Origin of the sequence: Vibrio sp. B172a (genome assembly GCF_030248355.1) — a bacterium.
Lineage (GTDB): Bacteria > Pseudomonadota > Gammaproteobacteria > Enterobacterales > Vibrionaceae > Vibrio > Vibrio owensii.
Genome location: NZ_JAHGAC010000027.1, coordinates 47570 through 61670, shown reverse-complemented (window position 1 = coordinate 61670; position 14101 = coordinate 47570). Strand labels below are relative to the sequence as shown.

Annotated in this window: 12 protein-coding genes; 2 read left to right on the top strand and 10 right to left on the bottom strand. The window is 46.0% G+C overall.

Going from position 1 to position 14101, the window contains the following annotated elements:
* Positions 1-42: 42 nt before the first annotated feature.
* Both KIT90_RS21575 and KIT90_RS21570 read left to right on the top strand, forming a co-directional pair.
* Positions 43-1056 (top strand): peptidase U32 family protein, encoded by a 1014-nt coding sequence (locus KIT90_RS21575; protein ID WP_005439474.1) that lies wholly within the window; start codon positions 43-45, stop codon positions 1054-1056.
* Between the two features lie 20 nt (positions 1057-1076).
* Positions 1077-1955 carry a U32 family peptidase gene (locus KIT90_RS21570; protein ID WP_009707523.1) on the top strand — a complete coding sequence of 293 codons (879 nt, stop codon included), beginning with the start codon at positions 1077-1079 and terminating at the stop codon, positions 1953-1955.
* 70 nt (positions 1956-2025) lie between these two features.
* Here KIT90_RS21570 and vmrA read toward each other — a convergent pair whose 3' ends face one another.
* From vmrA to rimP, 10 genes are all read right to left on the bottom strand, one after another.
* Positions 2026-3372: a sodium-coupled multidrug efflux MATE transporter VmrA gene (gene vmrA / locus KIT90_RS21565; RefSeq protein WP_285378636.1), complete on the bottom strand. Its 1347-nt coding sequence runs from the start codon at positions 3370-3372 to the stop codon at positions 2026-2028.
* 57 nt (positions 3373-3429) lie between these two features.
* Positions 3430-3843 carry a MarR family winged helix-turn-helix transcriptional regulator gene (locus KIT90_RS21560; protein WP_005439471.1) on the bottom strand — a complete coding sequence of 138 codons (414 nt, stop codon included), beginning with the start codon at positions 3841-3843 and terminating at the stop codon, positions 3430-3432.
* Between the two features lie 97 nt (positions 3844-3940).
* Positions 3941-4864, bottom strand: coding sequence for a lipoprotein NlpI (gene nlpI / locus KIT90_RS21555; protein WP_285378633.1), 924 nt, complete (start codon positions 4862-4864; stop codon positions 3941-3943).
* Positions 4865-5047: 183 nt separating this feature from the next.
* Positions 5048-7180 carry a polyribonucleotide nucleotidyltransferase gene (gene pnp / locus KIT90_RS21550; RefSeq protein WP_009707524.1) on the bottom strand — a complete coding sequence of 711 codons (2133 nt, stop codon included), beginning with the start codon at positions 7178-7180 and terminating at the stop codon, positions 5048-5050.
* Positions 7181-7494: 314 nt separating this feature from the next.
* Positions 7495-7764, bottom strand: coding sequence for a 30S ribosomal protein S15 (gene rpsO, locus KIT90_RS21545; RefSeq protein ID WP_005380094.1), 270 nt, complete (start codon positions 7762-7764; stop codon positions 7495-7497).
* Between the two features lie 150 nt (positions 7765-7914).
* Positions 7915-8859 (bottom strand): tRNA pseudouridine(55) synthase TruB, encoded by a 945-nt coding sequence (gene truB / locus KIT90_RS21540; protein ID WP_020193888.1) that lies wholly within the window; start codon positions 8857-8859, stop codon positions 7915-7917.
* Positions 8859-9266, bottom strand: a complete 408-nt coding sequence (rbfA, locus tag KIT90_RS21535; RefSeq protein ID WP_005431935.1) for a 30S ribosome-binding factor RbfA — start codon at positions 9264-9266, stop codon at positions 8859-8861. Before rbfA ends, truB begins: the two co-directional genes overlap by 1 nt.
* Before the next feature lie 109 nt (positions 9267-9375).
* Positions 9376-12060, bottom strand: a complete 2685-nt coding sequence (gene infB, locus KIT90_RS21530) for a translation initiation factor IF-2 (RefSeq protein WP_009707526.1) — start codon at positions 12058-12060, stop codon at positions 9376-9378.
* A 21-nt stretch (positions 12061-12081) separates the two neighbouring features.
* On the bottom strand, positions 12082-13569 hold the full coding sequence (gene nusA, locus KIT90_RS21525; protein ID WP_285378631.1) for a transcription termination factor NusA: 1488 nt from the start codon (positions 13567-13569) through the stop codon (positions 12082-12084).
* Between the two features lie 36 nt (positions 13570-13605).
* Positions 13606-14061 carry a ribosome maturation factor RimP gene (gene rimP / locus KIT90_RS21520; RefSeq protein ID WP_005439455.1) on the bottom strand — a complete coding sequence of 152 codons (456 nt, stop codon included), beginning with the start codon at positions 14059-14061 and terminating at the stop codon, positions 13606-13608.
* Positions 14062-14101 lie beyond the last annotated feature (40 nt).

Genomic DNA, 14101 nt, shown 5'->3' with positions numbered 1-14101 from the left:
ATAAAATGCGGGCACCTTTTTATTCTCTATGATTGTGAGCATATGGAACTCTTGTGTCCTGCGGGTAACCTGCCTGCGCTAAAAACCGCGATTGATTGCGGTGCAGACGCCGTATACATCGGCTTTAAAGACGATACCAACGCTCGTCACTTTGCTGGTCTGAACTTCAACGGCAAGAAGCTTGAAAAAGCGGTGCAATACGTTCATGACCGCAACAAAAAGATCCACGTTGCATTAAACACGTTTGCCCACCCAAATGGTTTCGAGCGTTGGACAAATGCGGTCGACAATGCCGCAGCCTTGGGTGTGGACGCGCTTATCGTGGCTGACATTGCGGTACTTGAGTACGCTGCTCGCAAATACCCAGAACTCGAACTACACCTTTCTGTGCAAGCATCAGCGACCAACGTTGCAGCGGTAGATTTCTACAAGCAAAACTTCAACGTAAAACGCGTTGTACTGCCTCGCGTACTGTCTATCCATCAGGTAAAACAGCTTTCTCGCAACATCACTAGCGATGTCGAGCTGGAAGTCTTTGCTTTTGGTAGCCTGTGCATCATGTCAGAGGGTCGTTGCTACCTGTCTTCTTACATGACTGGCGAATCACCAAACACCGTTGGTGCGTGCTCTCCGGCGAAATACGTTCGCTGGCAAGAAACAGAAAACGGTCTGGAATCGCGTCTTAACGATATTCTGATCGATCGCTACAGCGCTGGTGAAAACGCGGGCTACCCAACTTTGTGTAAAGGTCGTTTTGAAGCTGAAATTGAAGGCGAGAAAAAACGCTACCATGCACTGGAAGAACCAACCAGTTTGAACACCCTTTCTATGTTGCCTGAGCTGTTTGCGGCAAATGTGGCTTCCGTAAAAATTGAAGGTCGCCAACGTAGCCCTGCTTACGTAGAACAAGTAACGCGCACGTGGCGTGCAGCGATTGATCGTTACCAAGCAAATCCAGAAGCTTACCAAGTTGAAGCGGCTTGGAATGCAGCATTGGCAAACGTATCTGAAGGTACGCAAACCACACTTGGTGCTTACCACCGTAAATGGCAGTAGAGGTTAAGATGGATAACTCAATGAAATACGCACTTGGTCCACTGTTGTACTTCTGGCCAAAGCAAGACGTTGAAGCGTTTTACGAACAAGCGAAATCAAGCTCTGCGGACATCATCTACCTAGGTGAAACCGTATGTTCGAAACGTCGTGAAATGAAGCCTGCACATTGGTTCGATATCGCGAAAGAGCTGTCTGCATCTGGCAAACAAGTCGTGCTTTCCACGATGGCACTATTAGAAGCGCCAAGTGAAGTGAACATCATGAAGAAGTACATCGACAACGGTGACTTCGCGATTGAAGCCAACGATGTGTCTGCGGTTCAACTGGCTTCTGAGCACAAAGTGCCATTCGTCGTTGGCCCTGCAGTTAACACTTACAACGCGCACACGCTTAACTTGTTCCTGAAACAAGGCATGATCCGCTGGTGTATGCCTGTGGAGCTGTCTCGTGAATGGCTCAGCAACACCTTGGTTCAATGTGATGAACTCGGTATTCGCAATAAATTTGAAGTGGAAGTTTTCAGCCACGGTTATCTGCCACTGGCTTACTCGGCGCGCTGCTTTACCGCTCGTGCAGAAAACAAAGCCAAAGACGACTGCGAAACTTGCTGTATTAAGTACCCAACGGGTATCCAAGTAAGCAGCCAAGAAGGCCAAGAAGTGTTTAACTTAAACGGCATCCAAACTCAGTCTGGTTACTGCTACAACCTGATCAACGATCTACCAAGCATGGAAGGTCTGGTTGATGTGGTTCGTTTAAGCCCGCTAGGTCTCAGTACCTTCTCTGAGCTAGACCAATTCCGCTCAAACGAGAAAGGTACCAACCCAGGTAAGATCCAAGACCGCCAATGTAACGGTTACTGGCATCAACTTGCAGGTCTAGAAGTGAAGAACATCTAATCCCTGCTTAAGGTTCCAAAGTAATAAAAAAGCGAGGTACTGACCTCGCTTTTTTTACATCTTTTCGTCGTTAAGACGCTTGAATACTTGGCTCTGCTGAACTCTCGTTCATTAGCTTCTTAATATCACGCCACAACATTGTCATCACCACTAAACTCAAGGCGATGTTAGACAGTGGGAATGCAATCCAAATACCCGTTACGCCTAGAAGTTTTGGCATGATGAACAAGAACGGCAATTGAATTGCCATATTACCAATGGTCACAAACATCGCTTTACTGCCTTTGTTCACCGATTGGTAGTACGCCGCAGCAACCACTAAGAAACCATCCAAGAACAATGCAAACATATGGAGGCGAATCCCCACTACTGTCGCATCAATCAGGTTTTGATCGGCATTGTTGAACACCGACACAAACTCGTACGGGAAGATGTTCATCAGAATAACAAACGCGACACCACCAAACACTGACGTGCCCATTGCGACCTTCAACAGCTTACGAATATTGTCTTGGTTGCGTGCACCATGGTTATAGCTCACTAAAGGCTGCATACCATTAGCGATGCCTTCCGCGATCAAGTAGTAGACCGTCACGATATAACCCAAGATGGCGTAAGCACCAATCAACAACGCACTACCGTACTGGGCAAACAGCGCATTATGCAGAGCGACCATCATCGAGCCGTATGCGTACATAAAGAAGCTCGATGTGCCGATCATGACAATCTTAGGGATAACATCAAACTGCATCTTAAGATCGCTGATAGTCAAACGCATCTTCGCTCTTGAAGTAAAGAAATATCCCACACCAAGAATGGTGACCACCATCTGTGCTAACGCAGTCGCAATCGCTGCACCTTCAAGCTCCCAACCAAGCCAAGCAATAAACAGGTAATCAAGCACGATATTGATCACGGCACCAATCACCATCAAGATGGTCGCTAAGTTCGGGCTATCATCGTTACGCAGCAAAAACGGCACTGCGATTGAACCAAGCGAGAACACACACGCCACGCTTAAGATGTGCAGGTACTGTAAACCTAGTTCGTATACTCGCCCTTCAGCCCCTTGCCAACGAATAAAGTCATCAGCGAAGAAGAACAAGGTTGTCGCTACGACAGGCATCAAAGCAACTAAAAGCAATAGACCGGTTGAGAGAATACGTTTAGCTCCTTCACCGTCTTTTTCACCTTGTTTGATAGAGGCGAGTGCCCCCGTACCTACGCCCACCATCATACCGATACCAAGTATCGAGCCAATGATCGGCCACGCGACGTTGATCCCGGCTAATCCATCAGCCCCCACATAACGACCAATAAAGATACCATCCACGACTTGGTATAAGCCGTTGACCAACATGGCTGCGACGGTCGGAATTGTGTATTTCCAAAACTGTTTGTATATAGAGTTTTGCATGACTACCACCAATAGTTAGCAAAGCTAACTAAATAGATAAAAGAATAAAATGTATGTTTAGTTTCCGAGCGCTTTATCCAGTAGCGCTTTCAGCTGCTGTGCTTCTTGCTTATCAAGTTTACGCACGAGTTGTTCAGAAATATCCTTGTATACCACCTGTTCAAGGGACATCTCTGCTATCACTTCTTCCGTGAGCAGAACGCGCTTTGAACGCGCATCTTCGTTACAAGCGATGCGTCTAACCAACCCCTTTTTCTCCAAACGAACCACCATATTTGAAGCTGAAGGTTTGGTGACTTGCAGCTCTTCAGCTAAGTCCGTAATACGCACACCTTCTGGATGAAGCTGAATCACTCGTAAGTAATCGAACTCATTAAAGCTCAAATGTGAAAGCGGATCTTCCTTGGCATAAACACGCCACGCTTTGGCACAAAATCGTTCTAACTCAATCAGGCTTTTTTCTAATGCCATTATGCTTTGCTCATTTAGTTAGCAAGGCTAACTATTTTAGAGAAGCTCACCAAATTCTTCAAGCACAAAAAAGCCGCTCTAGTTGAGCGGCTCATGGTTATTTTTCTTCTTGTTGCTGTTGCTCGGCTTTGAGCTTAGCAAGTTGTTCTTGCTGCAACTGATCGTAGATTTGCGCCAACTCCAAGAAAGAGTAACGGTGTTCTACGTATTCATAAACGTTGAAAGAGATTGCTAACTTGTACAACGAAATCGCATCGGCAATATCACCTTCTAATTGGTAACGCTTACCAAGGTAGAAGTAAGTTTCAGTTAAACGTTCAGCAAGACGGTAGTTTTCACGCGTACCATCCATGATGGCTTTAAGCGCAGCATCATCAGACACATCACGCAGCATAATCGCAACCAGAACCCAACCCCACTCTTCACTGCGGTCACGTTGGTAACGTTTCTCTAAGCTCGCTTTTGCTTGCTCTGGGTTTTGTTCAGCTTCAATGATGTAAAGCCACAGTGCACGGAACGGGTCACTCGGCATTTCTTCATAATGCTTAGTCATGTCTTCCAGAGCAAGGTCGATGCGACCACCGTAATACAAGGCAATTGCACGGTTACGCTCTGCGTATGAATTCTGTGGCGCGAGCTCAAGTGTTGAATCAAATGCTTCGTAAGCGGCATCAAATTCACCCACTTGGGTAAAGTAAACACCCAATAGGTTGAAGATATCTGGTTGAGCAGGGTTCAGTTGTAGAGACTGATTAAAGTCCAAACGAGCCAAATCACGCAGGCCTACACTGTCGTAGTAGTTACCACGCTCGTAGTGCATCTTAGCGCGAACTTCATCGCTCAAGTCTGGACGCTGTAAAAGCTGGGAAAGACGTGCAATCTGAACTTCTTGCTGAACGCTTGGCTGTAGCGGTACCGCCATCGGAGGATAGATCCACTTTTGTGCCGAATGTTGAGAGGTATTAGCACAACCGGTCAGCGCGATAGCGACACATAAACTTGCGGTTTGAAACCATTTCACTAATTGGTACTCCTGTTTGGACCGCTCTGGGTCTGTTTCTCTTTATGCACTATAGGATATATAACTTCGCTTGAGGCTAAACTTGTCGAAACAGGCCAAAAAAAAGGGGAGCGAAAATGCTCCCCTTTTATAGCATGCTTTCAGTCTCTTAAGCTAATAAAAGACCAAAAGTCGAAACTTAGATTACTCGCCTTTTGCTTCAGAAGCGTCGTTTGCTTCTTCTGCTGGCTTCTCTACTGCTTCTTTCATACTTAGACGTACACGGCCTTGGCGGTCGATTTCAAGAACTTTAACTTGAACTTCTTGACCTTCAGTTAGGTAGTCAGACACTTTCTCAACGCGTTTTTCAGCGATTTGAGAGATGTGTACTAGACCATCTTTACCTGGAAGAACCGTTACGAATGCACCAAAGTCAGCTAGACGTGCAACCTTACCAGTGTAGATACGACCTACTTCAACTTCAGCAGTGATCTCTTCGATGCGGCGGATAGCTTCTTTCGCTGCTGCACCTTCAGTTGCTGCAATCTTGATAGTGCCGTCGTCTTCGATTTCGATAGTTGTACCAGTCTCTTCAGTTAGAGCACGGATAACTGCACCACCTTTACCGATAACGTCTTTGATCTTCTCTGCGCTGATCTTCATTGTGTGAATGCGAGGAGCGAATTCGGAGATATCTTCACGAGCACCAGAGATAGCCTCATCCATTACAGATAGGATGTGCTTACGTGCACCTTGAGCTTGGTTAAGCGCAATTTGCATGATCTCTTTAGTGATACCTTCGATCTTGATATCCATTTGAAGTGCTGTGATACCAGTGTTAGTACCCGCTACTTTAAAGTCCATGTCACCTAGGTGGTCTTCGTCACCAAGGATGTCAGAAAGAACAACGAAGTCGTCGCCTTCTTTAACAAGACCCATTGCGATACCCGCAACAGAAGACTTGATTGGCACACCTGCATCCATAAGAGCAAGAGAAGTACCACATACAGAAGCCATTGAAGAAGAACCGTTAGATTCCGTGATTTCCGATACAACACGTACTGTGTATGGGAATTCATCAACAGAAGGCATTACTGCTGCGATACCACGTTTAGCCAGTTTACCGTGACCGATTTCACGACGCTTAGGAGAACCTACAAAACCAGTTTCACCAACACAGTATGGAGGGAAGTTGTAGTGTAGTAGGAAGTGATCTTTACGCTCACCTGTTAGCTCGTCGATGATTTGAGCATCACGCTGCGTACCTAGAGTCGCAGTTACTAGAGCCTGAGTTTCGCCACGTGTAAATAGTGATGAACCGTGTGTACGAGGAAGAACACCAGTACGTACGTCTAGCGCACGAACCATGTCTTTTTCACGGCCGTCGATACGTGGGTTACCAGCGATGATGCTGCGACGTACAACTGTCTTCTCTAGATCGTGGAAGATAGTGTGGATTTCTTTTGTGTTCGCTTCTGGATCTTCAGCAAGTAGCACTTCGTTTACTTCACCAGCGATCTCGTGGATGCGGTCGTAACGAGCCATCTTCTCTGTGATTTGGTAAGCTTCAACAAGCTTAGCTTCAGCCAGTTCAGCGATCTTGTTTACAAGCGCTGTGTTCTCTTCTGGAGCAACCCAATCCCAAGCAGGAGTCGCTACTTCAGCAGCAAACTCGTTGATTGCGTTGATCACTGTTTGTTGTTGGTCGTGGCCGTAAACAACCGCTGATAGCATTTCTTCTTCAGTTAGGTTGTCAGCTTCTGACTCAACCATTAGTACTGCAGATTCAGTACCTGCAACAACTAGGTCTAGCTTAGAAGCTTCTAGTTCAGTGTTGCTTGGGTTAAGTACTAGTTGACCGTCGATGTGACCAACACGTGCAGCACCGATAGGACCGTTGAACGGAATACCAGAGATAGCTAGCGCCGCAGAAGTACCGATCATAGTTACGATATCAGGTTGAACATCTGGGTTAACAGATACTACCGTTGCGATAACTTGTACTTCGTTTTTGAATGCATCTGGGAAAAGTGGACGGATTGGACGGTCGATTAGACGAGCCGTTAGCGTTTCACCTTCAGATGGACGACCTTCACGCTTGAAGAAACCACCAGGGATTTTACCTGCAGCGTAAGTACGCTCTTGGTAGTTAACTGTTAGCGGGAAGAAGTCTTGACCTTCAACTGCTTCTTTTTTACCAACTACAGAAACGAATACTGCTGTATCGTCCATAGTTACCATAACGGCTGCCGTAGCTTGACGTGCGATAACGCCAGTTTCTAGAGTAACTGTGTGGTTACCGTACTGGAACGTTTTAACAACTGGTTTTTCGAACATTGTTATTCCTTGTTTCTAAGCGCATCGATGGACTTGCTCAGAGAGTATTGATTGATACTCAAGACATTACGAATCGCGACTAGTGAAAACAAACTGACATGATGTGCAATTCGCTTTTAATAGTCGCGACCTTTTGGTCGACGTGGTTGACTGTAATGCAATGAGTCTTTGTGAAAATCCCAAAACGAGATTTAGCCGCGTGTAGTATAACGGCATAAGTTTGATTTGGCTAAGCTATAGCAGTGAAAATAAGTAACGGGCAACAAAAAAGGGGCATAAAGCCCCTTTTAGACAAACTGCTATGCAGTCGCTGATTAGCGACGTAGGCCTAGACGCTTGATTAGGTCTTGGTAGCGAGCTAGATTTTTACCTTTTAGGTAATCTAGAAGCTTACGACGACGAGAAACCATACGTAGAAGACCACGACGGCTGTGGTGATCGCCTTTGTGTGCTTTGAAGTGACCTTGTAGGTGGTTGATAGAAGCAGTAAGTAGAGCTACTTGAACTTCTGGTGAACCTGTGTCGCCTTCGCCTTGTGCGTATTCTGCAACGATTGCTGCTTTAGTTTCTGCATTCAGAGACATAATTCTCTCCTAATAAGAGTAAGTTTAAAGTTGTAGCAGCCAATCTCTGATTCAGCCGCTACGCGAAGCGCGAATTATAGGGAAGTTTCCTCACCCGCGCAATATAAAAATACCGGCATTACAGCCGGTATTTTCTAGAGCTTGATGAAGTTACTCTTCGTCGCGGAAAACCACCAAACGTTTTGGTGCTACTTTTCCATCGTCGTTCACTTCAGCAACGCCAATAAACAGCTTATCTTCACCAGAAGTCATGCGAATTGGCGTCCCTTCTGGCGCGCCAAACACTTGTACTGGCATACCATGCTGTACCAAGTTGGTTAGCTCTGCGTTTAGGTTTACCTCAGGTAAATCTTCGACGGCAGTATCCATTGGCAACAGCAGTGGATCAAGCAACTCTTTTGGTGCCACTTCGTCACGATGCGCTTGCTCTAGCAACTCATTAAGTTGCTCTAGCGTTACCATTTTTTCGTACGGATATTTTGCAACACCTGTACGACGAAGCATGGTCACGTGTGCACCACAACCAAGCATTTCACCTAGGTCATCAACGATAGTACGGATGTAAGTGCCTTTCGAGCAGTGTACTTCCATCTCAACTTCGTCACCTTCAAAACGGTGAAGCACGATTTCGTATACGGTGATCTTGCGCGATTCACGTGGCACTTCAATGCCTTTACGAGCGTACTCGTACAATGGCTTACCTTGGTATTTCAATGCAGAGAACATTGAAGGTACTTGGTCTGATTCACCACGGAACGTGTCGATGCACGCTTCTAACTTCTCAAGGTTCACGTCAACTGGACGCGTCTCTACCACTTCGCCATCAGAGTCAGACGTATCAGTACGCTCACCCAATTTTGCGATTACGCGGTAGCGCTTGTCTGAATCCAACAAGAACTGAGAGAACTTAGTTGCTTCGCCTAAGCAGATTGGCAACATGCCCGTCGCTAGTGGGTCCAATGCACCCGTATGACCCGCTTTTTCAGCAAAGAAAATACGTTTTACTTTTTGCAGTGCATCATTTGAAGAAATACCTGTTGGTTTGTCCAACAAGATAACGCCATTAATTGGACGACCTTTACGACGACGAGCCATTACTCTTCCCCTGCCTGATCTTCTTCGCGACCTGAATCTTGCTGTTTACGTTTATCTTCGTTAACAACTTCAGAAACTAGGTTCGACATACGCATACCTTCTACTAATGTGTTGTCGTAGTAGAAACGGATTTCAGGCGTCAGACGTAGGCGAATACGCTTACCAAGCATCATACGGATGTGCACTTCGTGCTCACGTAGTGCTGCTAGGCATGATTCTGGCGTTTGCTCACCCACACATAGGAAAGTAACGAATACTTTTGCGTAAGCAAGATCGCGTGATACTTCTACATCAGAAATCGTAACCATGCCTAGGCGAGAGTCACGAACTTCACGTTGAAGGATCATCGCAAGTTCTTTTTGCAGCTGCTGTGATACGCGCTGCGTGCGGCTAAATTCTTTTGACATATTCATTCTCTTAAATAGAAAGAATGGGGGGATGGTCAAGCCAGCCCCCCATGGTGTATTCAACAACCAATTACTATTTGTCTTTCAGACGTTTAGTAATTTTAGTCAATTAGTCTAGAGTACGTTTGATTTCAACGACTTCGAATACTTCGATCTGGTCGCCAACGCGAACGTCGTTGTAGTTCTTAACGCCGATACCACACTCGTAGCCATTCTTAACTTCTTGAACGTCATCTTTAAAGCGACGAAGTGACTCTAGTTCACCTTCGTAGATAACAACGTTGTCGCGTAGAACGCGGATTGGGTTGTTACGCTTAATTAGACCTTCAGTAACCATACAACCAGCGATTGCGCCCAGTTTCGGTGACTTAAATACGTCACGTACTTCAGCAAGACCAATGATTTCTTGCTTGAATTCTGGAGCAAGCATACCGCCCATTGCTTGTTTAACTTCGTCAATCAATTGGTAAATGATTGAGTAGTAACGTAGGTCAACGCTTGCTGCTTCAATTGCACGGCGAGCAGATGCATCCGCACGTACGTTAAAGCCAAGGATGATTGCGTTTGAAGCTTCTGCAAGAACTGCGTCAGTCTCAGTAATACCACCAACACCAGAACCAACGATGTTCACTTTAACTTCGTCAGTAGACAGTTTCAGTAGAGAGTCTGCGATTGCTTCTACAGAACCTTGTACGTCAGCTTTCAGTACTACGTTTAGTTCAGCAACTTCACCAGCAGTCATGTTAGAGAACATGTTCTCTAGTTTAGATTTCTGCTGACGAGCAAGTTTCACTTCACGGAACTTACCAGCACGGTAGTTTGCTACTTCACGCGCTTTACGCTCGTCACGTACTACTGTTGCTTCGTCACCTGAAGATGGTACGCCTGAAAGACCTAGGATCTCTACAGGGATAGATGGACCAGCTTCTGTGATTTCTTGACCTAGTTCGTCACGCATTGCACGAACACGACCGTATTCTTGGCCACAAAGAACGATGTCGCCTTTGTTTAGCGTACCTGATTGAACAAGTACTGTTGCAACTGGACCGCGACCTTTATCTAGGCGAGATTCAACAACAACACCAGATGCCATGCCTTCAGCTACAGCGGTAAGTTCAAGAACTTCAGACTGAAGAAGGATTGCTTCTAGAAGACCATCGATGTTTGTACCCTGTTTAGCAGAGATGTGAACGAACATGTTCTCACCGCCCCATTCTTCAGGGATTACGTCGTATTGAGCTAGCTCATTCTTAACGTTGTCTGGGTTCGCGTCTTCTTTATCGATCTTGTTCACAGCAACAATTAGAGGAACGCCTGCCGCTTTCGCGTGCTGGATCGCTTCAACTGTTTGTGGCATTACGCCATCGTCTGCTGCAACTACAAGAACAACGATATCTGTCGCTTGAGCACCACGAGCACGCATTGCAGTAAACGCTGCGTGTCCAGGAGTATCAAGGAACGTGATCATGCCGTTGTCAGTTTCAACGTGGTAAGCACCGATGTGCTGTGTAATACCACCCGCTTCGCCTGAAGCAACGTGTGTACGACGGATGTAGTCAAGTGTTGACGTTTTACCGTGGTCAACGTGACCCATGATAGTTACAACTGGAGCGCGTGGTACTGCTTCTGCGTTTGTATCACGATCAGATAGTACTGCTTCTTCCAGTTCGTTCTCTTTACGAAGAACTACCTTGTGACCCATTTCTTCAGCAACAAGCTGTGCTGTTTCTTGGTCGATCACTTGGTTGATAGTCGCCATAGCGCCCATCTTCATCATTACTTTGATAACTTCTGTCGCTTTAACCGACATCTTGTTAGCAAGTTCAGAAAGAACGATTGTTTCACCGATTACTACGTCTTGTTTTGCTACAGTCGCAGACTTATCGAAACCGTGTTGCATTGAAGTTGGCTTAGCAAGCTTGCCTTTGTTACGGCCTTTGCCACCACGTTGGTTACGACCACCGCGTGATTGCTCTTCTTTTGCTGGCTTCTTCTTCTTACGACGAGCACCGCCTTCTTCTTTACGGTCAGCTGCATCTTCAGCTTCACGAGCGTAACGAGAAGTGGTTACGTGGTAGTCAGAGTTTTCAAGTTCTTTCTTCTTAGACTCTTCTTCAGACCAACGAGCTTCGTTCTCTTCTGCAAGTTTACGAGCTTCTTCAACAAGCTTCGCGGCTTCTTGCTCAGCTTTACGTTGGGCTTCTTCTTCCTGACGACGCTTTAGCTCGTCAGCTTCTTTCTTCGCTTGCGTATTAGCATCCGCATTTTTTGCATTCATGTCTTTCTTAGCCTTTTCAGCTTGTGCGCGTTTTGCCTTTTCTTCAGCTTCACGTTTTGCATCCGCTTCACGTTTCGCTTTCTCATCGGCTTCGCGCTGTGCTTTCTCTGCAGCTTCACGTTTGGCTTGTTCTTCTGCCTCACGCTTCGCAAGCTCTTCAGCTTCACGCTTTGCTGCTTCCTCAGCCTCACGTTTTGCGTCGTCTTCGATAGTGCTGCGCTTCACATATGTGCGCTTCTTACGCACTTCTACTTGAACATCCTTACTTTTGCCGCCACCTGCTGCAACACTTAGCGTGCTACGAGTCTTACGTTGAAGCGTCAGTCTAGTAGGTTCAGATTCGCCCGACTTATCGCCGTGCTCTTTCTTCAGGTGAGAGAGAAGCTTTTGCTTCTCTTCATCCGATACATGGTCAGAACTCGCTTTGTTCATGCCAGCGTCAGCAAGTTGTTCCATTAAGCGGTCGACTGGAGTACCAATCTCTTCACTCAGAGCTTTAACTGTTAATTGTGTCATGCCGCTTCCTCCTTGCTGATATTATGCTTCTTCGCCGAACCAACAGATGTTACGTGCAGCCATGATAAGCTCACCTGCGCGTTCTTCTGTCAGGCCTTCAATACCTTCTAAATCGTCGATACCTTGGTCGGCTAGATCTTCTAGTGTTGCTACACCTTTTGCTGCCAACTTGAATGCCATCTCACGCTCTAGACCTTCAAGGCCTAGTAGATCATCAGCTGGCTCTAGACCTTCAAAAGACTCTTCTTGCGCTAGGGCAATTGTCGTTAGCGCGTCTTTCGCACGGCTACGAAGCTCTTCTACAAGCTCTTCGTTTAGGCCGTCTACGTCTAGCAGTTCGTTAACTGGAACGTATGCGATTTCTTCTAGCGTTGAGAAACCTTCTTCAACAAGCAGTTGAGCGAAGTCTTCTTCAATGTCTAGGTACTTCATGAAGTTTTCGATAGACGCTTGAGATTCTTCAGCGTGTTTCTTCTGAAGATCTGCCACAGTCATTACGTTCAGTTCCCAACCAGTTAGTTGAGATGCTAGACGTACGTTTTGACCGTTACGACCGATAGCTTGCGCTAGGTTGTCAGCTTCAACTGCGATGTCCATTGAGTGTGCATCTTCATCAACGATGATAGAAGCAACGTCAGCTGGCGCCATTGCGTTGATAACGAATTGAGCTGGGTTATCGTCCCAAAGAACGATATCAATACGCTCACCACCAAGCTCACCAGATACTGCTTGTACACGTGCACCACGCATACCAACACACGCACCTACAGGGTCGATACGTTTGTCATTTGTTTTAACAGCGATCTTAGCGCGAGAACCTGGATCACGTGCAGCACCTTTAAGCTCGATGATTTCTTCAGCGATTTCTGGTACTTCTACACGGAATAGTTCTGCCAGCATTTCTGGCTTAGAACGTGTAATGAACAGTTGGAAACCACGCGCTTCTGGAGCAACTTTGTACAGAAGACCACGAACACGGTCACCTGGACGGAAGTTTTCACGAGGAAGTTGGTCATCACGTAGGATTACCGCTTCTGCGTTGTTACCTAGATCCATTACAACTGTTTCACGGTTTACTTTCTTAACAACACCAGTGATTAGGTCACCTTCGTTGTCGATAAACTGTTCTACGATTTGTGCACGCTCAGCTTCACGTACTTTTTGTACGATAACTTGCTTAGCAGTTTGAGTCGTAATACGGTCAAATGTAACCGATGGGATATCGTCTTCTACGAAATCACCTAGTTGAATGTCTGCATCTTCATACTGTGCAGCTTCTAGAGAGATTTCTTTTGTTGGGTTTTCTACATCTTCTACAACCAACCAACGGCGGAAAGTTTCAAACTCACCCGTTTTACGGTCGATAGCGACACGTACATCGATTTCGATTTCGTATTTTTTCTTTGTAGAAGTTGCTAGAGCAATCTCAAGAGCTTCAAAGATACGCTCACGAGGTACCGCTTTTTCGTTCGATACCGCTTCTGCTACCGCTAAAATTTCTTTACTCATTGTATTTAGCCTCTAAGCTTCAAATTTTTTAGGGAACTAAAATTTAGGGATCAGGTTAGCTTTTGAAATGTTACTTAGAGCAAACTCTTCTTGTTGCCCATCAACAGTAACTGCAATTGTCTCACCATCTACGCTGTGGATAATACCTGCCCACTTACGACGGTTTGCAACAGCCATTTTCAAAACGATGCTGACCTCGTGACCAATAAATTGCTCGTAATGTGCTGCTTTGAAAAGTGGTCTTTCTAAGCCTGGAGAAGAAACTTCTAGGCTGTAAGCAACAGAAATTGGATCTTCAACGTCTAGTACTGCGCTAACCTGATGGCTTACTTCTGCACAAGCGTCTACATTGATGCCATTTTCGTGGTCGATGTAGATACGTAACGTTGAGTGCGCACCCGCACGAATAAATTCTAATCCAACCAACTCATAGCCTGATGCCTCTACTGGAGCTTCAAGCATTTCAGTAAGTTGTCTTTCTAAACCAGTCATTTGAACCACTCCAGAAACAAAAAAAGGGCTCAGAGCCCAA

Bases quoted from the DNA above. Each gene is read 5' to 3' on its own strand.
- KIT90_RS21575 (WP_005439474.1), top strand. From the start codon at position 43: ATGGAACTCTTGTGTCCTGCGGGTAACCTGCCTGCGCTAAAAACCGCG.
- KIT90_RS21570 (WP_009707523.1), top strand. From the start codon at position 1,077: ATGAAATACGCACTTGGTCCACTGTTGTACTTCTGGCCAAAGCAAGAC.
- vmrA (WP_285378636.1), bottom strand. From the start codon at position 3,372: ATGCAAAACTCTATATACAAACAGTTTTGGAAATACACAATTCCGACC.
- KIT90_RS21560 (WP_005439471.1), bottom strand. From the start codon at position 3,843: ATGGCATTAGAAAAAAGCCTGATTGAGTTAGAACGATTTTGTGCCAAA.
- pnp (WP_009707524.1), bottom strand. From the start codon at position 7,180: ATGTTCGAAAAACCAGTTGTTAAAACGTTCCAGTACGGTAACCACACA.
- rpsO (WP_005380094.1), bottom strand. From the start codon at position 7,764: ATGTCTCTGAATGCAGAAACTAAAGCAGCAATCGTTGCAGAATACGCA.
- truB (WP_020193888.1), bottom strand. From the start codon at position 8,859: ATGGCTCGTCGTCGTAAAGGTCGTCCAATTAATGGCGTTATCTTGTTG.
- rbfA (WP_005431935.1), bottom strand. From the start codon at position 9,266: ATGTCAAAAGAATTTAGCCGCACGCAGCGCGTATCACAGCAGCTGCAA.
- infB (WP_009707526.1), bottom strand. From the start codon at position 12,060: ATGACACAATTAACAGTTAAAGCTCTGAGTGAAGAGATTGGTACTCCA.
- nusA (WP_285378631.1), bottom strand. From the start codon at position 13,569: ATGAGTAAAGAAATTTTAGCGGTAGCAGAAGCGGTATCGAACGAAAAA.
- rimP (WP_005439455.1), bottom strand. From the start codon at position 14,061: ATGACTGGTTTAGAAAGACAACTTACTGAAATGCTTGAAGCTCCAGTA.